The sequence below is a fragment of the Candidatus Accumulibacter aalborgensis genome, from assembly GCF_900089955.1.
Classification (GTDB): domain Bacteria; phylum Pseudomonadota; class Gammaproteobacteria; order Burkholderiales; family Rhodocyclaceae; genus Accumulibacter; species Accumulibacter aalborgensis.
In genome coordinates this window covers 1-22,891 of sequence record NZ_FLQX01000109.1, presented here as the reverse complement: position 1 = coordinate 22,891, position 22,891 = coordinate 1, and the positions used below count along the sequence as shown (strand labels likewise).

Here is a 22,891-nt window from a genome sequence, read left to right as displayed (position 1 = left end):
TGCGCTGCACCAATTTTCAGCGGAGGACGCCAGCGACCTGCCAGACGGCAAAACCCAGCAGGAACACGCCGACCGTGCGATTGATGGCCTGCATCACGCGCGGCCCGATGCGCTGACGAATCGCGGCAACTCCCACGGCCAGCGCGAGCCACCAGATCGCCGAACCAGCCCATACGCCCGACACCATGACCAGCGCCGCCGAACTGGTGGTCGCCGCATCGCCGCCAATGGTAGCGAAGACGGCGATGAACGAGAGGATGGTCATCGGGTTGGTCAGCGTAAGCGCGAAGACCGACGAGAAGGCGCGCCAGGCGCCCAGCGCATCGGACACCCTCGCCGCCTGTGCGGCAGGCGCCGCGCGCAGCAGGCGAACTCCCATCCAGCCAAGAAAGACCGCCCCACCGATGGCCAGCGGTGTGGCGAGCGTGACGAAGATCCGGGTGATTGCCGCCAGGCCAAAGGCACCAATGGCGCCGTAAACCCCATCGGCCGCTGCCGCCCCGAGGCCACTGACGAAGCCGACGCGTGCCCCATGCGCCAGCGTCCGCTGAATACACAAGAGGCCGATCGGCCCGACCGGTGCGGCAATCGACAAGCCGATCAGAACCGCTTTGAGAAACAGAAAAGCATTCACTTCAAGCCCCCCCCGGCAAGCACTCATCAGCCGATCGATTCTGGCAGTCTGGCGCACGCTCTTGAATGGAGAAGTTCAGCTCCTGGCTGCTGTCTGGCGCACCAGCCGCCAGAAAGACACCCCTTTCCGTGACCGAGTTCATAACGCTCAACGGGATCGCCGAGAGACACTTGGCTGCGAAGTCGAGGACCGTCCGTACTCGCCTTCACCACCTCAGAGACCAAACAACTCACTGGTTCAAGGACCATAGCATGGAAAAGACTTTTTGCAAGACCCTCGGCGTCAAGGCCACAACTTCTCAATCTGCATCACTGCCGGCTGCTCGTGCCAGCGCGGGAAAACGCTTCGCACGCGCTGTGTTCTGCAGCCTGGTCACTTTGGCGATGACCACTCCGGGCGCGAGCCATGCCGGCCAAATCTGGAACGGCTGGAACTATGCCATCGACTCGAACAGCGACGGTTCCGGTGGCTCCGGCTACGAGGAACTCAGCCTCGCCTACCATCAGCAGGGTTCAACCGGGTACTTTGCGATCAGCGGCGGGATGCCACTGGCCGGCGTGCCTCATTCCGGCGTCCTGAATGAAACCATCGCCCCAGGTGAACTGTATCTGAATTTCTCCTCGCACAATCTCGACACACAGGCCAAGTACTCCGACCCGGATGTCTTCGCGATTCGCTTCACCAGCGCCAACGATTCGCTGGGTAACGTCAGCGGCAGCAACCCGACCCTGGGCCTCTTCAAGAATCTGACCGTGACCAACCTCACCGGTGCGCCCTATGGCTACACTTCGTTGCAGCAGTATTACGACTATGGCTTCGGGCGAACTGTCGGCGCCATGGGCGATTTGAACACGACCACCGACGTGACCAACTATTTCGGCAACGGAACGATGTATCCCAATGTCGCGACCGGAACCTTCGTCGAGGGGATCAGTTCGCTTGACGCGATTCAACTCGCCGCGCTGGGTCTCGATTTTGCTCACTTTCCCGGTGCCCTTGGCGGCGAGGTCTACGGCTTCTCGTTCGACCGTTCCAAGCTGCCCACAGGCGCTTTCAGGGCGCATTTCTTCGAGGAGTGCATCAACGACGGCATCGCACTGAATGTTCCGGAGCCGGGGACTCTTGCCCTGCTGAGCTCGTCCCTCGCAGGCATCGCGTTCCGCCGCCGTCGCCAATGATGACTCCGTCAGGCGGGCAAGGATCGCCCGCCTGATCGACAAGCCTTTTCGGGTCGCGCCGACGAACTACAGTTCGCGCATCGTCCTCGGCAAGAATGACCCGATCACGATCAGCATGCCTATGAGTCGGCAAGGCTCTTGAAATAGATAGAGTGCCTGGGGACTGCCCCGTTGCGTTGCTGGCGCCAACGGGAAAAGTTTACCTTCGAGGGAACCAAGTAGGCGCTGCCATCGCGCAGCTTTGTGGTTCCAATTCCGGTCGTATTGTAGGTTTCGGTACGCCGAGATCCGGTATCTTCCTTCACTCGACTACCGACGTACTTCCAGTCGGCATCGGGCTCTTGATGCCCTCTGAGCATCGCAAACATGACGTGTATGAACTGGATGCCGGCATCGGTTCGATCAAAGCAGATGACCGTATGCCAACCGCTGTGGCCGTTATGCGATTCGCCACCTTTTCCAATCTGGATCGTGGACTTCACCTCCAGGCCTTCGTGCGAAACCTCGCAAATCAAGTCCGGGTAGCGCTGATCGTGGTTGTGCTTGAAAATGGTGCATTGATCCATCGCGTCACTGAAAACATTAGAGACCAGGCCGCTGAAGTTGTTTCCTTGAGTTGAAAAATGACTTACGCCCTATGCCATGCTGACTGCTTCGATTGGCTTGCTTTGCGCCAAGCGAACTCAATCCATGCGGTGGTCACCGACCCGCCCTATGGCCTCATTGAGTTCTCGGCAAGGGAAAGAGAAATTCTGCGTAATGGGCATCGTGGCGGGGTGTGGCGTATACCTCCCACGCTCAATGGAGTCCAGCGCGATCCGCTCCCACGTTTCACCATTCTTACTGATGCGGAGAAGAGCAAACTCCGCGAATACATGCGCGACTGGGGTAAGGCACTGTTGCCCATTCTCGTCCCCGGTGCGCACGTTTGTGTCGCCGGCAACCCCATACTCCAATACTTGGTTCAGTCCGCAATGGCAGAAGCGGGCTACGAAGTGAGAACGGCGATCATGAGGTTGTACGTTGGGCTTCGCGGAGGTGATCGCCCGAAGCTTGCGGAAAGTGAGTTTCCTGAGGTTTGCGTGACGCCACGCGGTGGATATGAGCCATGGATGCTCTTCCGCAAGCCTATCGGCGAGCGGACAGTAGCAGAGAACCTGCGACGCTGGGGAACCGGGGGTCTCAGACGACTCAGCGGTGAGAAACCGCTCCCCGACGTAATTCAGTCTGGCCGTACGCCCGATGTCGAAACGGACCTCACGAAGCACCCCACAATGAAGCCACAGCATATTCTGCGCATCCTCGTGCGCTCGATGCTGCCGGTTGGGGAAGGCATCGTGCTCGACACGTTCGCCGGCTCGGGCTCAACGCTTGCTGCAGCGGAGGCTGTCGGCTATGAATCTGTGGGTATCGAACTGGATCAGCAATACTATGAGGATGCCTTACGGCTCATTCCCTTGCTAGCCAGAATGTATCCGGGATTCGTAGGCGCTACGCTCGATCAGCCGTCAGCGCACTTGTCAATGGCGGAAAAGCCAAGACGACAGCCCAAAGCATCATCACAGGGCAGCCTCCTATAAGGCGACGAAATCAGATCTTCGCGCAGAGCTCGCTAAGTGACTGCGCATAGGCCGCTGCTTCGGCCTCGTCCTCGGCAGGCGCCCATGGCGCGCGTTCGCTTGCGCCGAGCGGCAGGTACGGGCCGGCCTTGGCCTCGAACATCACCGTCCCGGTTTCGAGAGCGAGCACCGTGTGATAGACGCCATGCGGAATGTCGACGCCGCAGACGGCGCCTGCCGGCGCCAGGATCACCGCTTGCTGCACCTGGCCACTGTCGTCGAAGAAAACGACACCCAGCCGGCCGCGCAGGACGATGATCGTTTCATCCTTGTGGGCGTCGAGATGACGATGCGGCATCAGGTACGACCCCGGCTCGATGGCGTTGAGCAGGCGATGCGCGATCGCCGCATCTTCGGCGTGGAAGTTATGGTTCTTGCGCCGGCGCGGACTGCCCTTCGCTTCGCTGCCGACCGCGTCGAGCAGTTCTCGATCGATCAGGACGGGCGTGGGCGTGGTGGTCATGGCGGACATTGCTGTCAGTTCGGTCATCTCAGGCGTACTCCACGTTGACGTTGTCGCTGCTCAACCAGTCCTTCAGCGCGACCAGCAGGTCGTCTTCGAGGCGGACGCGATTGGCCTCGCCGAAGTCCAGCTCGCAGGCCGCCTCATGGTTGCGGTAAGCCAGGCGCACCTGGCAATCGCCAGGCGTATAGGGCGCCAGCAGGCTGCGCAGGCGGTGCACGGCGGCGCTGCTGGCCTGGCCATTGAGTGACAGGCGCAGGTGACGGGCAAAGCGGCCGCGTGCTTCGGCGAGCGTCAGCAGGCGTTCGGCGATGATCCGCACGCGGCCTTCGCCGGCAAAATCGTCGCGCTGTACGCGGCCTTCGATGATCAACACCTCGTCTTCCCTGATCTTGGCCCTTTCGCTTTCGAACAACTCGTTGAACACCGAGACTTCGAGCGAAGTAGTGCCGTCGTCGATCTGGATGAACAGCATCTTGCCGCGCGCGGTGAGCTTGGTGCGCACACCGACCACCAGACCGGCGAGCAATTGTGTCTCCTTCCTCGCTTCCAGCGCGGCCAGCGGTTTGCGGACGAAGCGCGACACTTCGGCCTGCACGCCGTGAAATGGGTGGCCGGAAAAGTAGAACCCGAGCGCCAGCTTCTCTTCATTGAGCTGCTGCCGTTCGCTCCAGCGCGCGACGTCGACGTACTTCGGGCCCTGCGCGCGACTCCCCTCGCCACCCGCTTCGAGGATGTCGAACAGGCTGACCTGCATGGCGTTGCGCTCGGCCTGCTCGGCGGCTTCGATGGCGATGCCGACCGAGGCGAGCAAGCGGGCACGATGGTTGTCGAGCGCGTCGAAAGCGCCGGCACGAATCAGTGCCTCGATCGTGCGGCGGTTTACCAGCCGCTTGTCTGCACGCCGGCAGAAGTCGAACAGATCCTTGAACGGGCCGCCCGCCTGGCGCGCTTTCAGGAGGGTGTTGACCGCCTGTTCGCCGGTGCCCTTGACCGCTCCGAGGCCGTAACGAACGGTGCTGCGATCGACCGGCGTGAAGCGGTATTCGGAAGCATTGACGTCCGGGCCGAGGATGCGCAGGCCATTCGCGACGGCATCGTCGTGGAAAATCTTCACCGTGTCGGTGTTGTCCATTTCCGACGACAGCGTGGCGGCCATGAAGGCCGCGCAATGGTGCGCTTTCAACCAGGCCGTATGGTAGGTGACGACGGCGTAGGCAGCGGTATGCGACTTGTTGAAACCGTACTCGGCAAACTTCTCCATGAGGTCGAAAAGCTGCATCGCGAGCTTTTCGTCGTAGCCTTTCTTCTTGGCTCCTTCGCGCATCAGGTCGCGATGCAGCGCCATCTCCTCGGCCTTCTTCTTGCCCATCGCGCGGCGCAGCAGGTCGGCGGCACCGAGCGTATAGCCGCCGATGATCTGCGCGATCTGCATCACCTGTTCCTGATAGACGATGACGCCGTAGGTCGGTTCGAGGCAGATCTTCAGATCGTCGATGTAGTAGTCGATTTTCTGCTGACCCTTCTTGCGCAGGATGAAGTCGTCGACCATTCCCGAACCGAGCGGGCCTGGCCGATAGAGGGCGAGCACCGCGATGATGTCCTCGAAACGGTCGGGCGCCAGCTTTCTGACCAGCTTCTTCATGCCCTCCGATTCGACCTGGAAGATCGCCGTCGTGTTGCCGTCCTTGAGAATCTGGTAAGCCTGCGGATCGTCAAAAGCGAGCGTCGTCAGATCGGGACGCGCACCGCTGAGCTGGGCCACGTAGTTGAGCGCCAGTTCGATGATCGTCAGGTTTCTCAGGCCGAGAAAGTCGAACTTGACCAGCCCGACCTTCTCGACGTCGTCCTTGTCGAACTGCGACACGACCGAACCACCGTCGGCCGAATAGACCGGGCAGAAGTCGGTGAGTTTGCCGGGCGCGATCAGCACCCCGCCGGCGTGCATGCCGACGTTGCGCGTCAGGTCCTCGAGGCGGGCGGCCAGGTCGAAGAGGTCTCTGACTTCTTCCTCGTCGTCGATCCTCGCCTTGAGTTGTGCTTCGGCGGCAATCGCCTTGGCCAGCGATAGCGGCTTGTTGGTCTCGATCGGGATCAGCTTGGAAAGCTGATCACAGAAGTTGTACGGCAGATCGAGCACCCGCCCGACGTCGCGAATGACGGCCTTCGACGACATGGTGCCGAAGGTGACGATCTGTGATACCGCCGCCGCGCCGTATTTCTGACGTACATACTCGATGACCCGCCAGCGGTTGTCCTGGCAGAAGTCGATGTCGAAGTCGGGCATCGACACCCGCTCGGGGTTGAGGAAGCGCTCGAAGAGGAGCGCGTAGCGCAGCGGGTCGAGGTCGGTGATTCCCAGCGCGTAGGCGACCACCGACCCGGCACCCGAGCCACGTCCCGGACCCACCGGGCAGCCGTTGTGCTTGGCCCAGTTGATGAAATCGGCGACGATCAGGAAGTAGCCGGGGAAGCCCATCTGCACGACGGTATCGGTTTCGAGCTGCAGGCGCGCATCGTAGGGAGCGCGCTGCGCCGCGCGCTCGGCCGGATCAGGAAAAAGTTGCTGCAGGCGGACTTCGAGGCCGACAACCGCCTGCTGACGAAGAAAGTCGTCGAGTGTCACGCCTTCCGGGGTCGGGAAATCGGGCAGGTAGCTTTTTCCCAGCGTGATCTCAAGGTTGCAGCGTTTGGCGATCTCCACCGAATTCTCGAGCGCTGCCGGCAGATCGGCGAACAACGCGCACATTTCGTCGACCGATTTGAAATACTGCTCTTCGGTGTACAGCCTGGGGCGCCGCGCATCGCCGAGCATGTAGCCCTCGGCAATGCAGACCCGCGCCTCGTGCGCCTTGAAATCGTGACGCTCGAGAAACTGGATCGGATGCGTGGCGACCAGCGGCAACTCGAGCTCGGCCGCCAGATCGGCGGTGGCCGCAAGCAGTGCCTCCTGCTGCGCCTGTCCATAACGCTGCACTTCAAGATAGAAAGCGCCGGGAAAGGTCGCTTCCCAGCGCTGCGCGCGAGCCGCAGCCTGCTCCCGATTGCCCTGCAGCAGCGCTTCGCCGACGTCGCCGCCGGCAGCTCCCGACAGGGCGATCAGACCGCTGACCCCGACTTCCTGCAGCATCCGGCGCGTGATCTCGGCGCGCCCACGCACGCGCGGCGCAAGGTAGGCGCGCGACAGCAATTCGCAAAGCTGCAGATAGCCCTGCCGTGAGCGACAGAGCAGCAGCAGACGATAGGGACGATCCGGGTCGGCATCGTTGGCCATGAAGGCATCGCTGCCGAGCACCGGCTTGATCCCCTTGTAGCGCGCTGCCATATAGAACTTGACCAGGCCGAAGACATTGGCGAGATCGGTCAACGCCAGCGCCGGCATGCCGCAACTGCCCGCACGGGCGACCGCATCGCCGAGACGGACGATCCCGTCGGTGACCGAATACTCGCTGTGCAGACGGAGATGGATGAACGGGGCTTCAGGCATCCCGCCATTTTACCCTGTGACGGGCGGGCGGAACTACAACCCAGGCCCGCCAATTCGATCCGCCAGCGGAGCGAAACCCGTCACGCGTGCGGCAGGTACTCCAGACCGGTTTGCAGCAAGCCGACCAGGTCGATGTTGCTGGCATTGATGCCCAGTTCCGCGCCAGCAATGGCCAGGGAGGCCTGAGAGAACTGGCCGGCATCGATGGCGTTGGACCAGAAGGTCGATTCGTCCGAAGTCGGGCCATGACCGAAAAGATTCTGGTACAACAGGTCCACTTCCGCCGCATTTGAGAAATGGTCGCCCAGCTTCGCTGTCAGAGCCGCCATCATCAGGTCCGGGTAGCTCATGCCGCCATCGAGCAAGGCCAGACCTATGCCAGCAAAGGTCTTGTTGGCGACAGCAGACGGCCCGAACACCACGCCAAGTATCTTGGCGGTGGTGCCGGCAGGGCCGTTGGCGACATCCAGCGCAACGCTCTCGTCGGTGAACTTGATACGCTCGACGTGGATCAGGGTGTCCTCCCCTTCCGCCCCTGTGTTGTCGTGGGCGGTGTAAGCGATGGGGGTCTGCGTGATCGTGAAATCATGCCTGACTCCATTGAGAACGTAGCTGTCCAGACCGGTATCGCCGTCCACCACGTCGTTGCTGGCGGTGCTTCTCATCTGGTCATTGCCGCTTGTGCCGGTGATCGTATTGGCGGCGACCTTGGTCAGGGAAACCTCGTCCTCGCCAACCAACGACATGGTCAGGGTTCCGCCGCTGACCTTGATCGAAGAGACGATGGCATGGGACAGCCCCCACTCGCCATCGGTATCGATCAGCGTCTTGTGCGCAAGAGCGCCTGTGCCGGCATCCCAGGTGTAGGTGCCCAGTTCCATGCCACTATGCCCACTCGGGTCGGCCGCGCTATCACCGGTATCTTTGAGCAGGTAGGTGCCGTTGCTGAGGAAGGTGAACAGCAAGCTGCCTGACTTGTCGATGGCATACCAACTGCCGACAATGGCTGACGATGCTGCCGCTTGTAGTCTAATCATGTGGATTCCCTTTCGTCAGCACATCCTACAGCCCTGTTGACGTCGATGCAAACCATCGCTGAACTGTTTGGCGACTGACAAGATCCGGCCGCCAGCTAGCTGTTCACCCAGTCGATGATCGGCTGCCACTGCTCGATATCTCTCGCCGCACGCGACGCCGAGAGGTCGAACAGCGTCATCCCGTGCATCGTCGTCTGTACGTAGAGCTGCGTATTGCGCAGGTGGGTGAGAACCGGCAGGTCGAATTTCTCGAGAAAGCGCTCCAGTTCGGCGGCCGAGCGCGTTCTGGGATCGACCCGCATGCCCACCACGGCGACGAAAGCATGCTCGTTGCGCACGGCTTTTTCGGCCAGCAGGATGTCGAGGAAATGGCGCGTCGCGAGCATGTCGAAGAGCGATGGCTGGACCGGGACGATGACCCGATTGACCTGCTTGACGACCGTGTCCAGAGCCTTCCCGTGCAGGGCTGCCGGCGTGTCGAGAACGACGTGCGTGGTCCCTTTCGGCGGTTTGGCTGTTTTCCCCGGCTCGATCTCCCAACTGCGAATCTTGGGCAGGATCGAAGGACGCAAGTGCAGCCAATCCCGCGACGACTGCTGGCGATCGACGTCACCGAGCATCACCCGATGTCCGCTGCGCGCCAGATAGCCGGCCAGATTGATGGCCAGCGTCGATTTTCCCGAACCCCCTTTTGGATTGGCAACCAGAAAGGATTTCATTTTTCTTCTTCCTTGTCGTGGCTCGTGCGAAGGCGAAGAAGCTCCTTGCGAACCAGATTGATATGCTCGCGCAAAGTGTAAAGCAGATCGCTGAAGGCCAGAGGAATATTGAGTGTGCTGGCGTCGTGCTCGACGCGGTCAAGGCGATCGACGTACTCCTGGCCGCGTTCCGGATCGTAATGTTGACGCAGATCGTTCTCGAGAAACTTGAGATCGCCATAGCAACGGAAGATTTTCGATCGCACTCGCCAACTGTAGATCGCCGGCGCAAATTTGAGCAAAGGCAGCGACAACACTACCAACGGCAGGATCATCACGAACAGGCGATCGACGAGCACCGCCAGCCAGAAAGGCAGATAGCGCTGCAGAAACGGCGGCCCTGACTGGTAGTAGCGCTGCGCCTCGGGCAAGAGTGGGAAGCTCGCGTCCTTGTAGGCAGGGAACTCGCCGGCGCGCTGGAAGAAACCGCCCTTGCCGTTGACCTCGGTCATCGCCTGCAGCAGCAGACTGACCAAGGCCGGATGCAGGTCGTCACGAACGACCACGTTGGCGGTCGTTGCCAGCAGGACGGCATCTCGTGGCGGTACGTGCCGGACCAGACTGACCACCCCACGAGGCAGGACGACCTTCGACAGAAACGGGAAAAGTCGCAGATAAGCGTCGGCCTGGCTGAAACTGACCACATGCAGACCCGGCGAGCGCAGCATGACCTGCACCACCGGCGCCTCCTGAGCGGCGACAATCACGACCGCATCGATTTCGCCCTTCTGCAGGGCTTCGACCGCAGCAAGGCCGGCCAGCGGCAAGAGGTTCGGGCTGTCGGCCCGGATCTCGTTGGCCTCGAGCAACTTGAGTGCCAGTCCACGGGTGCCGCTCCCCTCTTCACCGACGGCGATGCGCTGGCCATTGAGCTGATGCAACTTGTCGACTGGCTGCTCGCCGCGATAGAACACCCACGCCGGCTCGTAAGCGACGCTGCCCAGCGAGCGCAGGAGACCGGACTCGTGGCTCTGGTCGATCTGGCCATTATCGCCGGCTGTCGGTGGTGCAATGCCGCCCTGCACGAAGGCGATCTCGGCCTCGCCCTTTTCCAGGCGTTCGAGGTTCTCGTACGAACCCGCCGACGTCCTGATCTCGAGCGTGATGCCCTTGGCGGCCAGCAGTGCCGCGTAACGCCTGGCGTAGGCATAGTAGGCACCGCTCTCGCTGCCGGTGCTGATCGTCATCCGGCTGGGGGGTGCCGGCTCGACGAACTGATAGGCGACGACCAAGCCGATCGCCGTGATCAGGATGATCGGCCAGGCCGTCGCCAGCAAGTAGCGGACAGCCACCAGCCTGGCGCGCAGGCGGTGCATCAAGGCAGCAGGATCGTCGACCCGGTATGCTTGCGCGCTTCCAGGTCACAATGCGCGCGAGCGACGTCGACGAGTGGGTAGGTCTGATTGACCTCGATCTTCACCTTGCCCGAGCCAACGACCTCGAACAACTCGGCACCCAGCGCAGACAGGTCGGCGCGCTTCGCCGTATAGTGGATCAGCGTCGGCCGGGTGAGGAACAGCGAGCCCTTCTGCGAGAGCAGCAGCGGATCGAACGGCGGCACCGGGCCGGAAGCATTACCGAAGCTGACCAGCATGCCGCAGGTCCGCAGGCTGTCGAGCGAGCCGGCAAAGGTGTCCTTGCCGACGCCATCGTAGACCACGCGAACTCCCTCGCCGCCGGTAATCTCGCGCACCCGCCGGGCGAAATCCTCGTGTGTATAGTCGATGACATGGTCGCAGCCATGCGCCGTCGCCAGCGCAGCCTTGGCCTCATTCGACACCGTGCCGATCACCGTGGCGCCTAGCGCCTTGGCCCACTGGCAGGCAATCAGACCGACGCCGCCGGCAGCGGCATGAATCAGCACCGCGTCACCGGCCTGCACGCGACAGGTACGGCGCAGCAGGTAAGCGCTGGTCAAGCCCTGCAGCATCATCGCCGCCGCCGAGCGGCAATCGATCGCCTCGGGCAGCTTCAGCAGACGGTCGGCCGACAAACAGCGGACCTGGCTGTAGGCGCCGACCGGCCCGCCCGCGTAAGCGACCCGATCGCCGGGGTTCAAATCAGTGACCGCCGCGCCGACCGCTTCGACGACTCCGGCCGCTTCCAGGCCCAGGCCGCTGGGCAGCGGCAAGGGGTAGAGGCCGGTCCGATGGTAGATGTCGATGTAATTGAGGCCGACAGCCTCGTGGCGCACGCGTGCCTCGGTGGGCGCCGGGTCGGCGACCTGAACATCCTCCCAGGACATGACTTCGGGCCCACCGACACGATGTATACGAATGGCAAATGGCATGGCGATCTCCTGACAATTAAAGTCGCGCGAGCGACTCACAATAGTGCGCCCGCTTTTTGAGCGAGCGCAAAAAGACGAGTCAGGCCGGCGTCAGCCTGGCGTACTCCAGCGCCAGCCACTTCATGCCAGCCGAACCAAAATTGACCTGCACGCGGGCTTCCGGCCCGGCACCTTCGGTCGACACGATGACGCCAACTCCGAACCGGGCATGACGCACGTTCTGGCCGATGCGCAAACCATGCGTGGCCGCCGGCCAGCCGCTGCCGGCAGCAGCTCGCGCCGGGGCGGGCACTTGCCCGCCAGCGCCCATGGCGCGGTTGATCTTGCGCAACAGCTCGGCCGGCAGCTCGTCGACGAACGCCGAAGGCAGGCAGTAGCGCGTCTGCCCGTGCAGCATGCGCGTCTGCGCATGCGTCAGATAGAGGCGGTGACGCGCGCGGGTCACGGCGACGTACATCAGCCGCCGCTCCTCCTCGAGTCCGCCCTGCTCCTGCGCCGCGTTCTCGTGTGGAAAAAGGCCCTGTTCGAGGCCGGTGATGAAAACGACATCGAACTCGAGCCCCTTGGCAGCGTGCACGGTCATCAACTGCACTGCCGCCTCGCCCTCACCCGCCTGGTGCTCGCCGGCCTCCAGCGAGGCATGCGCGAGGAAGGAAGCGAGCGGGCCGCCGGTCGCCGAGGCCTCGCCGTCGGCCAACGGAGCGCCCTCTTCACGCGCGAAGCTGGTGGCTGCGTTGATCAGTTCGTCGAGGTTCTCGAGTCGATCCTGGCCTTCTTTCTCGGCCAGGTAGTGCTGGCGCAGGCCGCTCTTCTCGATCAGGTGATCGACCACCTCGGGCAAGGGCAGATCCCTCGTTTCGGCCCGCAGGGTCTCGATCAGCGCGATGAATCGGGTTACCGCCGTGTTGGGCTTGCCGGCCAGACTGGCCGCAGCGTGATAGAGGCTGGCATTGGCGCGCTGCGCTGCTTCCTGCAGGGCCTCGACGCTGCGACTGCCGATACCGCGCGTCGGGAAATTGACCACCCTGGCAAACGCCGTATCGTCGTCGGGGTTGGCGATCAGGCGCAGATACGCCAGGGCATGCTTGATCTCCTGCCGATCGAAGAAGCGCAGGCCGCCGTGAACGCGATAGGGCAGGCCAACCGTGAACAACTGATGCTCGAGGACTCGCGACTGAGCGTTCGAGCGATAGAGCAGCGCGATCTGGTCGCGCGCCATCCCGTCGCGTACGAGTTCGGCGATCTCCTCGGTAATGAAGCGCGCTTCGTCGAAGTCGGACAGGCCCTCGAAAACCCGGATCGGTTCGCCGGCGCCGGCTTCGGTCCACAGGTTCTTGCCGAGACGACCGCGGTTCTGCTTGATCAGCGCGTTGGCGGCGTCGAGGATATTGCCCTGCGAGCGATAATTCTGTTCGAGGCGAATCACGTTCGCCAACTCGAACTCGCGCTGCAGGTCCCGCATGTTGCCGATCTCCGCGCCGCGAAACGCATAGATCGACTGGTCGTCGTCGCCGACCGCAAAGACGCACGCCGCCGGCGTTTCCGGACTGACGCTGCCGCGCCCGGCGAGCAATTTCAACCAGGCATACTGCAAGCGGTTGGTGTCCTGGAACTCGTCTACCAGGATGTGCCGGAAACGCTCCTGATAGTGCCGGCACAGCGGCTCGTTCCGCTGCAGCAGTTCGTACGAGCGCAGCAGCAGTTCGGCGAAGTCGACCACGCCTTCGCGCTGGCACTGCCCTTCGTACTCGGTATACAGCTCGACGCGGCCGCTGGTGTAGTGGTCATAAGCCTCGGCCTGCGCGGCGCGCAGGCCTTGTTCCTTGTGGGCGTTGATGAAGTGCATCAGCTCGCGCGGCGGAAACTTCTCGTCGTCGACGTTGAGATTCTTCAGCAGGCGCTTGATCGCCGAGAGTTGATCGGCGGAATCGAGTATCTGGAAAGTTTCCGGCAGCCCGGCCTCGCGGTGGTGTGCGCGCAGCAGGCGATTGCAAAGGCCATGAAAAGTGCCGATCCACATGCCGCGCGTGTTGATCGGCAGCATCGCGGCGAGGCGCGAGCGCATTTCCTTCGCTGCCTTGTTGGTGAAAGTCACCGCCAGGATGCCCTGCGGCCCGACCTGTCCGGTCGAGATCAGCCAGGCGATTCGCGTGGTCAGCACCCGCGTCTTGCCGCTGCCGGCCCCGGCCAGGATCAGTGCGTGCTGCGCCGGCAGCGTCACGGCGGCCAGTTGTGGCGGATTGAGGTTGGCGAGCAAATCGGACATGGATCAGGATTCCCCTGGCGAAGTAGCCCCGATTATAGCCGGCGCGCCTGGCGTGAGCGTCGTCCGCGGCGCTCGATCACCGGCGACTGACCGATGACGAGTACAGCGACTTCAAGGCCGACGTGAAGGCGACGACCGCGTGAGCGCCGGGGACTGGAAAAGAATGCGCCAGGCGCCGAGCGCTGATGCGCACCATTCAGTATTTTCCGCTTGCTGACCGGCTGTTAGAATACCTCGACATTCCTTTCCCTTGAACGCCATGCCCAGCTTCTCGAATCCCTCGGAAATTGCCCGCGAAGCCTTGCGCCTGCTGGCTGTCAGGCGCCTGCCGCCGTCCCCCGAAAATTACCAGGCGCTGTACCACGAGATTGCGGGAACCAGCGGCGGCATCGCGGAAGCGTTCCCGGAACGTGAACTGAAAGCTCTCATCGCCGCGCTACCGACCGAGACGCCCGTTCAGCAGAAGCTGGCCAGACGTTTCGAGCAGGCACTCAAGGGAAAGCACTGGGGCGAAGTCCAGGCAGGCCTTGCCGACATGCTCCGGCAACTGGCCAAGGAAAGCGATCTGGCGTGGAGTGACTTGTTCGCCGACTTCCTGCGCCAGTGGGAAGGCAAGCACGCCGGGCTGACGGTCGCTCGCAAGCGCGAAGCGCTCGAACGTGTGTTGGCCAGCGGATCGGGGAACGCCGAGTTGTTCTTCGGGCGATTGCAGGGCTTGATCAGATCCTGGGCACTCAATTCACCGGGGGAGCCGGAAAGTCCCCTGGTCGAGCCGGCTATGGTGGACACTCTAGCGGCCACCTCGCCAGTGGTGGGCGACCGGGCGGCTGCCAGTCCGCCGCTCAGCGACGAGCCAGCGAACGAGCTGCGCGAGATCTTCGCGTACACCCTGGAAGAAGTCATCGCCACGCAGTTTGCTGATGAGCCGGACATCGCCGCTGATACCCGCGCGCTGGCCCACAAAGTCCGCACCTCGACTTCACGCGCGGCGATGGAAGGTCTGCTGGCGAGCATCAAGCGCTTCGCCTTCCGTCTGGAGATCCTTGCCGAGGACCGTGCCGAACTGCGCACAGGCTTGCTCAATCTGCTGCAATTGTTGATCGAGAATGTCGGCGAACTGGTCGTCGAGGACCATTGGCTGAAGGGGCAGATCGACATCGTCCGTGACATCGTTGCCCAGCCCCTGAGCATCCGTTCCATCGGCGACGCGGAAAACCGGCTCAGGGAAGTGATCTTCAAGCAGAGCCAGCTCAAGCACAGCCTCAACGACGCCAAGGAAACGCTCAAGCAAATGCTCGCCGGCTTCGTCGATCACCTCGCCCAGTTCGCCGATTCGACCTCGGACTACCACGACAAGATCGAACTCTGCGCCGAACGAATCAGCAAGGCCGAAGACATCAACCAACTGGAGGGCGTTCTCGCGGAAGTGATCCGTGAGACGCGGATCATTCAGTTGAACGCCCAACGCTCGCGTGACGATCTGCGTGCCGCCACACTGCGCGTCGAAGAAGCCAACAAGCACATCGGCGAACTACAGCTCGAACTCGACAAAGCCAGCACGCTGGTTCGCCACGACCAGTTGACCGGTGCGCTCAACCGCCGCGGTCTTGAAGAAGCGTTCGACAAGGAAACCGCGCGCGCCCAGCGTCGCCGGTCGCCCCTGTGCGTCGCTTTGCTGGACATCGATAACTTCAAGAAGCTGAACGACTCTCTCGGCCACGATGCCGGCGATGCAGCGCTGATCCACCTGAGCACCGTCATTCGGGAAACGATGCGCCCACAGGACACCATCGCCCGCTTCGGTGGCGAGGAGTTCATCATTCTGCTGCCGGAAACCCCGCTCGACGACGCGCAGACTGCCCTCGTTCGCCTGCAGCGCGAACTGACGCGGCGCTTTTTCCTGCACAACAACGACCGGCAACTGATCACCTTCAGCGCCGGCGTAACCGATCTTCGGCCCGGCGATACACAGGCGTCGGTCACCAAGCGGGCAGACGAGGCCATGTATGCGGCCAAGCAGGCCGGCAAGAATCGCGTATTGGTCGGTTGAGCCACGGCAAGAGAGTCAAGACACCGAACCGTGACTGGCTGATTCCTTCACCGCCACTCGGCGCCCGCCGACGCCTGGTCAATCCCTGCCAGCCAGATACCTGAGCACTTCGCCGGCGGCCAGCAGCCCGAAAGGTGCCGTCACGCAAACCGACGAACCGAAGCCGGCGCAGTTCAGGCCGCTCACGGTGCGCGGCTGTTCACCGGCGGTGGCGCGCTCCGGATAGCGCAGCGGTTCGCTTGAAAAGACGGCCGGGACACCGAATTTCTTCTTCGCTTCGCGCGTGAAACCGTAGTCTTTGCGGAGCAGTGAGCGCACCTTGGCGAGCAGCGGATCCTGAAGAGTGAAGGCCAGGTCGGCGACCTGGATACGCCTCGCGTCGATCTGCCCACCGGCGCCACCGGCGGTGATCAGGGGAATCGCGCCACGTCGTGACCAGTCGATCATCGCTGCCTTGGTGCGTACCTGGTCGATGGCGTCGATGACATAGTCGAAGCGACCGCCGAGAATCGTTTCGACGTTCTCGGGGCTGACGAAATCCTCGATCTCGCTGACCACGCAAGCCGGGTTGATGGCGCGGATGCGCTGCGCCATGGCGCTGACCTTGGCCTTGCCGAACTCGCCGTCGAGGGCGTGCACCTGCCGGTTGACGTTCGACTCGGCGATCATGTCCAGATCGATCAGCGTGATCCTGCCGACAGCCGACCGCGCCAGCCCCTCGGCAGCCCATGAACCCACGCCGCCGACGCCGACGACAGCCACATGAGCGCTCTGGAAGCGCTGCAAACCCAGGTCGCCGTACAGGCGAGCGACGCCGCCGAAGCGGCGCACCAGATCAGCGCTGGTCGCGCTCATCGTGCTTCAACGCTGCGCCGTATCACACGGTTGAAACACTCGATCCACTGCGGTGCAAACTGCTTGTCACAAGCATTTATTTCCGCGATCGCACGCAGAATGGAGCGGTTCCGGCCATGTTCGCCGTGCCTCAACATGATCGCATCAAAAGCATCGATGATCGACAGCAACTTGGCGCCCGGGCAAATCCCGGCTGCCGCGAGCGCCGCCGGGTAGCCTTTTCCGTCGGGCATTTCATGGTGTTGCGCGACCATCTCGGCAGCCTCTGACCACCCCGGCATTCGTGCCAGCAGACCCGCCGCGTAGGTCGGGTGGGCGCGCAGACCCGCTTTTTCCGCCCGCGTCAATGCGCCGGCCTTCAGCCATGTCGATTCGGCAAGAAACATCATTCCGACGTCGTGCATGCAAACGGCGGCTTCGAGCTGTACCGGGTCGATGGGGTAGCCGGCGATCTGATTGGTTTCCAGTGCCAGGCGCAGCACCCGCATCGTACGACCCTGAAAGCGCGGCGAGCGGGCATCCAGCCGGTCGGCAAGGGTACGGAAGAAGAACAGATCGTCGTCCGTCTGCGCTGTTGATCGGGCAGAGGCGGGCGATGCCAGGTCTACAATCCTGACCGACAGTGCCGAGGCAGAGCGAAAGCCGGTGACCGCCTCGATCAGTTGCGCAGCGCTATCATCAAGGTTGGCCGGTCCGGCCAAGGCGAGCCTTTCGAGGCCATTGACTAGGGGCAATAGCGCCAGACCATCGAGCTCTTCGCCTGAAGAGACGCTTGCCACTGCCAGTTCAAGGCGATCAATGGTCAACAGGACCACATCGGCAAGCTGATCGGTGAACGGTAGACTGCCGTGGCGGACACGGTCGAGAACGGTCTCGAGCGGGTGGACGATGGCCACCGCCAGATCGACCCGACACATGGCCGCGTCGCCCTTGACGTTGTGCAGGGTGCGGAACAGGCTGTTGATCAGCTCCTTGTTGTCCGGTGAACTCCTCAGTTGGGCGATATTACGTTCCATGCTCGGCACGTAGTCGCGCAGAGCATCGATGAACTCCTGCAGGGCATCCCCGTCGGGAATGACCTGCGCCGCGATCGTCTGTCTGTGCATGGCGCTTGCTCGTCGTGAATGTTGCCGCAGAGTTTACCGGAAAGCAGGCTGAATGGCAGCGCAGGATCAGGCCGGAGGACAGCCCGAACTTGAAGGTCGCCCATTGCTGTGCGGGCCGAGAAAAGTCGAATCAAGGCTCGGCAGAACTAATCGGCAGACGGGCTTGTGGTCGTGAGTAGACGGCACAAATTGGCTTCATCAAGTAAGCGCCGCGCAACCACCGCCGCCACCAGGTCGAAGCGAAGACAAGCTGCGAACTTCAATTCACTGCGCTCCGCAAGCCTCACGCCAAACGCGGCTATGGCGGAATGATCGGCTGGCTGCTGAATCAGTTCAGGCACCGGGACGTCAGCGTCTGTTTCCACCCACAGATCGTCTACCCGCGTGCTTCCACTGTCACCTAGCCTTAGCAGCAATGCACTATTGACCGCAGCGCCGGCAAATGTCCACCAACGATGCCGGCCAGACGGCAGGTGCTCAAGCACGAGCGATCCCTGGCGTTCGGGCGCGGTGATCAGATCGCGGACTTCGTCGAGTTGCTGAGTTCCCCGCTTCGACAGCCCCAACTCCGCGTCGCCTTCCTTCAGCAACACCCGTCGCATGGCCTGACAGACCTCGAAACCCAAGCAGCGAGACGTTCCCAGCCAGCGCGATTTGCCCTTCTCGTCGCTCGGCTCCACCCACACGGTACGCCTGGACCACTCGACTGAATTCACTTTCCAGCTTCGCCCGCCAAGCAGGAGGACAGTCGGGCCATCCTTTTGCTGCTGAACCGCCATCGGATCGACATTCCCCAGCTCGATGGAGCCGTGCCGCGCCGCCAGTGTCATCGGGCTCGCAAACGCCGACAGCAGGTCAAGGAAATGAGCACGCCCGAACAGCTTCTCGCCTTCGGGTCCCATTGACGCGAGGCCGCTACTGACGAACAGGATGCCCTTGGCCGCCATGAAATCGAACGCCGTCGCCACCGTTACCGGATCGAGATCGGGGAACTGTGTTCGAGCCACGTCCACGACCTCGTGCCTCGGTAGACCAGGGTGCTCCAGTACGAGCGCCATCATCTGCTGCGCCACCATGTGCCACGGCAGCGGAGGTGGCGCGATGTGCTCGACATACTTCTCGCGCCACAGCGTGGTGATCGCACAAGCCAGCAGAAAGGCCTCGTCGGTTGTCGTCAGGAACAGGTAGTTGCGGCGGCTGCCGGTGCGCCGGCCGGCGCGCCCCATGCGCTGCAGGAACGAAGACACCGTACTCGGCGAGTCGATCTGGATCACGTAATCCAGGTCTCCGACATCGATCCCCAACTCCAGCGTGCTGGTGGCAACGATCACGCAGTCCTGCTCTTCGGCGAACGCGGTCTCGGCGAGCCTTCGCTCGGACGCACTCAAAGACGAATGCGACACGAAGGTACGGGTGTTCAAGCTGCGCAGCGCTACCCCCAGCTCTTCCACCTTGGAGCGGCTGTCGCAGAAAACCAGACGTTTCGAGCCACGGTGCAGCCGTGAGATGACCGTCGCGGCATTGGTCATCGAGCCCACATGATCGATGGTGACATCGGCGTCCGTGCTGACCGACGACGAGCCGACGATTTGTCGCTCACCCGACCCGGCAAACCAATCCAGCAGTTCATCCGGATTGCCCACCGTCGCCGACAAGCCAAGCCTCTGAATCGGCAGCCTGGCGTAAGCCTCAATGCGCTTTATCACAGCGCGCAGGTGCCACCCACGGTCGTCACCGGCAAATGCATGCAGTTCATCAGCGATGACGACGCGGACACCGCCGAACCACGACGCTCGATCGACCTTCGTCGAAATGAGCATCCCTTCGAGAGATTCAGGCGTCGTCAGAAGGATGTCCGGTGCCGAGCGCCTGGCCCGCGCCTTGGCACCTTGCCCGACATCACCGTGCCACACCTGCACGGTTCTGCCGACGAAGCCGGCATAGAGCGACAACCTCGACTCAAGGTTGTTGAGCAGCGCCTTGATCGGGCACACGTAGAGAACGCTTGGCCCTGGCCACTCCTCGCTCGCCATGCGCGACAACACCGGGATGAATGCCGCTTCTGTCTTGCCACCGGCCGTCGGCGCCAGGATCAGGCAATGTTTGCCGTCAAGGATCGGAACTACCGCATCCGCCTGCGTCGAGCGCAGACCAGTCCAGCCCATCGAATTGACGATGTGATACTGCAACGCCCCGTGCAGGCGCTCGAAGGCGTCCAGACTCACGAACAGCCGCCCAGAGGACCTGACCGCTTACAGCTCGATGTCATCGACCGAGCTCACGCCCACGGACGCACGTTCCTGCGCGGTCATCTCGCTCTCCGAAATCGTCAGCGCATAGTGCTTGCGAGGGTCGAAGTCGTCGAACTGATCGACGCGATCCATCACATCGGAGACCAGCTTCTTCAAGAACAAGCGGGGTGACACGCCTACCTTGCCGCCCAGGTTGCCAGTCACCGCCCTGGCCAGGGATTCGACGTAGGAGTCGTCAACCAAAGCGCGAACACGATCGCCGGCAACAGCGCCATCGGCATAGATGTCCCGCACCTTGCGCCCTACTTCGAGCAGCGAATCGTGTCCGAAGGCCGGCAGACGTACCTGCACCGCCCGCGGATTGTCGAATCGGGAGTCGGTGGCGAAATCAACATGCAATCGTTGCGCCAGTGGAGCAAGACGTTGAACGCCCTGTGCACCTTCGTAAAAAGCCTGGGTGCCGGTGATCAAGAGATAAAGCCCCGGAAAGTGGCCGGCGTCGATTTCGTCGATCCACTGGCGCAGCGCGTTCAGGCCCCGCTCGCGGGTATCGGCGCGCATGCGTTGCAGGGTCTCGACTTCATCCAGGACCAGTAGCAGACCGCCATAGCCCGAGTCGCGCAGCATGGTCAGCAGCCCGGAGAGAAAGTTGGTCGCGCCGAAGTGATCGATGTTGCCCTTCACGCCAGCCGAGCGCCGAATCGATGCCGCCACATTGGGCTGGCCGCTGAGCCAGGCCATCAGCCCATCGGCCGTGGCGTTATCGCCGGCCTGCAGTGCGTGGCGGTAAGCGCGAAGCGTGGCCGAGAAGGCCGGCGCTACCTTGGTCACACCAGCCAACCTCGCCTCCATCAGTGCTTCGGTCGTGGCGAGCAAGCTCACTTCATCCGTCGGGTCGAGGCTGGTGTCCTCCAGCACGTCGCGCTCCAGCGCGTAGAACCAGCCATCGACGATGCCACGAAAGGCGCCCTCGCCGCTGTCCGCCGTGGCGATGCGCTCGACCAATCGGCGGTATACCGTTTCCAGGCGATGCAGCGGCGTCTCGGTTTCTGAGATTTGCACCTCACTGGTCGCGAGACCACGCGAGCGAGCGCGTTCTTGCAGCCAACGGCCAAAGAAGGTCTTGCCCGAGCCGTATTCACCGCGAATAGCCTTGAAGGCGCCGCGCCCGGAAGCCACGGCGTCCAACTCGTCATCAAGCGTTCCCTGGAGCCGGCCATAACCGACGGCCAAGGCATCCAGGCCAGCTTTAGGGACCGTGCCGCGTCTCAAGGCGTCGATGACTTCGGCTCTGCGCTGCGGACTGATCACTTGTGAACCCTCATTGCGTACTCCACCCGGAACCGACTCGCCGAAACGACAGAAAGCCGCTGCCGATAACGATGCAAACTCGACCGGGGCTCTAACGACCATTACTGAACTGCTGTCTTGCTGGCTTGTGAACGACCGCTTCCGACCCTGAGCTGCCTGATGCCCTTTTCATGGGGAATGGCGGCTTATCGATCATCAAGCAGTCCGTCGCGGGAATCTGATGCCGAACTGGTGCTCGGCCAGAGCGGGTTCCGACACATGCGGTCACTTCAACATCCAAACTGGACGGGTACTACCCGATGTCCTCCAGCTTTCCAATATTTCTTCCCGAGAACCTCGCTTGCCTCAGCGAAGTTGGTAGTACTGCGTCCGAGTAGGCTGCGAGCCATCGACCCTTTTCGCGAACAGACGGCTCCGGGCTTGTCAGCAACCTCAGAACTATCCTCGCGACCACATCGTGAAGATGCTTTCTTCGCTTGTTTTTTGTAAGACCCAAGTAATCCACAAAAAACAAACCATCGTCCTCTTGTACGAGGAAGGGAGGAATAGATTTCCTACCCGGCAGAGCAAGGTCCAATACCTCTGGCGAAACCACGACTCTCGGGTATCGCGCCATCTTGCTCTCGACCATGTACGCATCAATCAGGCCAGCACTGAATGTAAAAGAGGCATTCGAGAAATGCTTGTTAATGGCGATTCCACCTCGGCACAGCAATTCCTCGTCGAGCAAAAGTCGTTGGTAGTCTCCTACCCGTTTGACGAACCATTCAAATGCAGTAGAATCATAAGGTTTCGATATAACTATTGAGTCCGAGAATTGGAGAATGCTACAGTCCGGGCTGCCATCAAAGATAGCTGCTGCACGCTGATGGCAGCGGAACAGCCTATTCAGATACTCCTCGCTGTCATTTATCGTATCGAACTGAACCATCTCGGAAAACCCAAGCACGTCCAGAAATGCTACGTAGTGTTGCTTTATCTCAAGCGGCATTACCGACCCCAGAGATAAGATCAGAGCGACTCAACAATTTCTGCCAATGTGTCAAATCGCTCGCGGTAGTCAGCCATTCTTCGCTGCGCTCCTGTCCAGTTGTTTCCCACCCATGGCTTCCCGCTATCAGTAATCCGAGCGGTATCTTCTTGCTCAATCTTGAAGACGGCCTTTCCCACCTCCTGCATTAGTGGAGCCAGTTGACTGAAATCCGGAATTTCAACTGGGAGCGCCTTGTTGCTTGTAGGAAGGTAAAGCCTCCGGTCGCTCTCATGTTTCAGCATTACGGGCTTGAGAGATCCCAAAATCTCTTTCGGCAGCCGATTCATCCATAGCTTGTAGCCGGGTTTTGGTTTGCCAGCATATAGCTTGAACGCTTGTATGATGCCGCCAAGAAAGGCTGGCGTGCCCGGACGGATTGGCAGTTCGAGCTCCTGGTAACGTTTTACCACTGAGGAATGCTCCGTCATCCACCGATCTATAATTCTTGAAAGCGTACCAATCGCTTGAACGTTGAACCTATCAGGTGCAACGTAAGCGTTTAGCCCCCCTACCACACGTACCGAGCAGGTTGGTGCGGAGCGCAGCGCTTGC

At 61.8% G+C, this 22,891-nt stretch carries 17 protein-coding genes and 1 pseudogene; 4 read left to right on the top strand and 14 right to left on the bottom strand.

Translation table 11 applies throughout. The features are described 5' to 3' along the window. Positions 1-16: 16 nt before the first annotated feature. Positions 17-661: a LysE family translocator gene (locus ACCAA_RS10245; protein WP_245754531.1), complete on the bottom strand. Its 645-nt coding sequence runs from the start codon at positions 659-661 to the stop codon at positions 17-19. 224 nt (positions 662-885) lie between these two features. Here ACCAA_RS10245 and ACCAA_RS10240 point away from each other — a divergent pair, with 224 nt between their 5' ends. The 3 genes from ACCAA_RS10240 to ACCAA_RS10230 all read left to right on the top strand — a co-directional run bounded on the left by ACCAA_RS10240 (position 886) and on the right by ACCAA_RS10230 (position 3,392). Continuing rightward, on the top strand, positions 886-1,812 hold the full coding sequence (locus ACCAA_RS10240; RefSeq protein ID WP_186407149.1) for a PEP-CTERM sorting domain-containing protein: 927 nt from the start codon (positions 886-888) through the stop codon (positions 1,810-1,812). A gap of 371 nt (positions 1,813-2,183) precedes the next feature. Beyond that, positions 2,184-2,432, top strand: coding sequence for a hypothetical protein (locus tag ACCAA_RS10235; RefSeq protein WP_186407148.1), 249 nt, complete (start codon positions 2,184-2,186; stop codon positions 2,430-2,432). A gap of 3 nt (positions 2,433-2,435) precedes the next feature. After that, complete coding sequence (locus tag ACCAA_RS10230) at positions 2,436-3,392, top strand: DNA-methyltransferase (protein ID WP_186407147.1); 957 nt, start codon at positions 2,436-2,438, stop codon at positions 3,390-3,392. 10 nt (positions 3,393-3,402) lie between these two features. Here ACCAA_RS10230 and ACCAA_RS10225 read toward each other — a convergent pair whose 3' ends face one another. The 7 genes from ACCAA_RS10225 to ACCAA_RS10195 all read right to left on the bottom strand — a co-directional run bounded on the left by ACCAA_RS10225 (position 3,403) and on the right by ACCAA_RS10195 (position 13,732). After that, the gene (locus tag ACCAA_RS10225) at positions 3,403-3,921 is read right to left on the bottom strand and encodes a WbuC family cupin fold metalloprotein (RefSeq protein WP_245754530.1); all 519 of its coding nucleotides are present in this window, start codon (positions 3,919-3,921) and stop codon (positions 3,403-3,405) included. A gap of 1 nt (position 3,922) precedes the next feature. Next, positions 3,923-7,381, bottom strand: a complete 3,459-nt coding sequence (gene dnaE / locus ACCAA_RS10220; RefSeq protein WP_186407146.1) for a DNA polymerase III subunit alpha — start codon at positions 7,379-7,381, stop codon at positions 3,923-3,925. 80 nt (positions 7,382-7,461) lie between these two features. Next, positions 7,462-8,418, bottom strand: a complete 957-nt coding sequence (locus tag ACCAA_RS10215) for a hypothetical protein (protein ID WP_186407145.1) — start codon at positions 8,416-8,418, stop codon at positions 7,462-7,464. Between the two features lie 95 nt (positions 8,419-8,513). Then, the gene (locus ACCAA_RS10210) at positions 8,514-9,137 is read right to left on the bottom strand and encodes a ParA family protein (RefSeq protein ID WP_186407144.1); all 624 of its coding nucleotides are present in this window, start codon (positions 9,135-9,137) and stop codon (positions 8,514-8,516) included. Next, entirely contained in the window at positions 9,134-10,492 is a 1,359-nt protein-coding gene (locus tag ACCAA_RS10205) for a TAXI family TRAP transporter solute-binding subunit (RefSeq protein ID WP_186407143.1), read from the bottom strand. The genes ACCAA_RS10210 and ACCAA_RS10205 overlap by 4 nt, the downstream gene beginning before the upstream one ends. Next, positions 10,492-11,466 (bottom strand): quinone oxidoreductase family protein, encoded by a 975-nt coding sequence (locus tag ACCAA_RS10200; protein WP_186407142.1) that lies wholly within the window; start codon positions 11,464-11,466, stop codon positions 10,492-10,494. The genes ACCAA_RS10205 and ACCAA_RS10200 overlap by 1 nt, the downstream gene beginning before the upstream one ends. A 79-nt stretch (positions 11,467-11,545) precedes the next feature. Next, positions 11,546-13,732 (bottom strand): UvrD-helicase domain-containing protein, encoded by a 2,187-nt coding sequence (locus tag ACCAA_RS10195; protein ID WP_186407141.1) that lies wholly within the window; start codon positions 13,730-13,732, stop codon positions 11,546-11,548. 259 nt (positions 13,733-13,991) lie between these two features. Between ACCAA_RS10195 and ACCAA_RS10190 the strand changes: the two genes are divergently transcribed. Continuing rightward, the gene (locus ACCAA_RS10190) at positions 13,992-15,782 is read left to right on the top strand and encodes a GGDEF domain-containing protein (RefSeq protein ID WP_186407140.1); all 1,791 of its coding nucleotides are present in this window, start codon (positions 13,992-13,994) and stop codon (positions 15,780-15,782) included. 78 nt (positions 15,783-15,860) lie between these two features. Here the strand turns inward: ACCAA_RS10190 and ACCAA_RS10185 are convergent, their stop codons facing one another. The 6 genes and pseudogenes from ACCAA_RS10185 to ACCAA_RS10160 all read right to left on the bottom strand — a co-directional run. Further along, positions 15,861-16,637: a tRNA threonylcarbamoyladenosine dehydratase gene (locus tag ACCAA_RS10185; RefSeq protein WP_186407139.1), complete on the bottom strand. Its 777-nt coding sequence runs from the start codon at positions 16,635-16,637 to the stop codon at positions 15,861-15,863. After that, positions 16,634-17,743, bottom strand: coding sequence for an HD-GYP domain-containing protein (locus ACCAA_RS10180; protein WP_186407138.1), 1,110 nt, complete (start codon positions 17,741-17,743; stop codon positions 16,634-16,636). Before ACCAA_RS10180 ends, ACCAA_RS10185 begins: the two co-directional genes overlap by 4 nt. A gap of 146 nt (positions 17,744-17,889) precedes the next feature. After that, a complete protein-coding gene (locus tag ACCAA_RS10175) occupies positions 17,890-19,968 on the bottom strand; it encodes a DEAD/DEAH box helicase (RefSeq protein ID WP_245754529.1) in 2,079 nt (692 codons plus the stop codon). A gap of 27 nt (positions 19,969-19,995) precedes the next feature. Further along, complete coding sequence (brxD, locus tag ACCAA_RS10170) at positions 19,996-21,306, bottom strand: BREX system ATP-binding protein BrxD (protein WP_186407170.1); 1,311 nt, start codon at positions 21,304-21,306, stop codon at positions 19,996-19,998. Between the two features lie 292 nt (positions 21,307-21,598). Then, positions 21,599-22,297, bottom strand: a complete 699-nt coding sequence (locus ACCAA_RS10165; RefSeq protein WP_186407137.1) for a hypothetical protein — start codon at positions 22,295-22,297, stop codon at positions 21,599-21,601. 20 nt (positions 22,298-22,317) lie between these two features. Next, positions 22,318-22,891, bottom strand: a pseudogene (locus tag ACCAA_RS10160) (hypothetical protein); the annotation flags it as partial.

Bases quoted from the DNA above. Each gene is read 5' to 3' on its own strand.
- ACCAA_RS10245 (WP_245754531.1), bottom strand. From the start codon at position 661: ATGAGTGCTTGCCGGGGGGGGCTTGAAGTGAATGCTTTTCTGTTTCTC.
- ACCAA_RS10240 (WP_186407149.1), top strand. From the start codon at position 886: ATGGAAAAGACTTTTTGCAAGACCCTCGGCGTCAAGGCCACAACTTCT.
- ACCAA_RS10230 (WP_186407147.1), top strand. From the start codon at position 2,436: ATGACTTACGCCCTATGCCATGCTGACTGCTTCGATTGGCTTGCTTTG.
- ACCAA_RS10225 (WP_245754530.1), bottom strand. From the start codon at position 3,921: ATGACCGAACTGACAGCAATGTCCGCCATGACCACCACGCCCACGCCC.
- dnaE (WP_186407146.1), bottom strand. From the start codon at position 7,381: ATGCCTGAAGCCCCGTTCATCCATCTCCGTCTGCACAGCGAGTATTCG.
- ACCAA_RS10215 (WP_186407145.1), bottom strand. From the start codon at position 8,418: ATGATTAGACTACAAGCGGCAGCATCGTCAGCCATTGTCGGCAGTTGG.
- ACCAA_RS10210 (WP_186407144.1), bottom strand. From the start codon at position 9,137: ATGAAATCCTTTCTGGTTGCCAATCCAAAAGGGGGTTCGGGAAAATCG.
- ACCAA_RS10205 (WP_186407143.1), bottom strand. From the start codon at position 10,492: ATGCACCGCCTGCGCGCCAGGCTGGTGGCTGTCCGCTACTTGCTGGCG.
- ACCAA_RS10200 (WP_186407142.1), bottom strand. From the start codon at position 11,466: ATGCCATTTGCCATTCGTATACATCGTGTCGGTGGGCCCGAAGTCATG.
- ACCAA_RS10195 (WP_186407141.1), bottom strand. From the start codon at position 13,732: ATGTCCGATTTGCTCGCCAACCTCAATCCGCCACAACTGGCCGCCGTG.
- ACCAA_RS10190 (WP_186407140.1), top strand. From the start codon at position 13,992: ATGCCCAGCTTCTCGAATCCCTCGGAAATTGCCCGCGAAGCCTTGCGC.
- ACCAA_RS10185 (WP_186407139.1), bottom strand. From the start codon at position 16,637: ATGAGCGCGACCAGCGCTGATCTGGTGCGCCGCTTCGGCGGCGTCGCT.
- ACCAA_RS10180 (WP_186407138.1), bottom strand. From the start codon at position 17,743: ATGCACAGACAGACGATCGCGGCGCAGGTCATTCCCGACGGGGATGCC.
- ACCAA_RS10165 (WP_186407137.1), bottom strand. From the start codon at position 22,297: ATGCCGCTTGAGATAAAGCAACACTACGTAGCATTTCTGGACGTGCTT.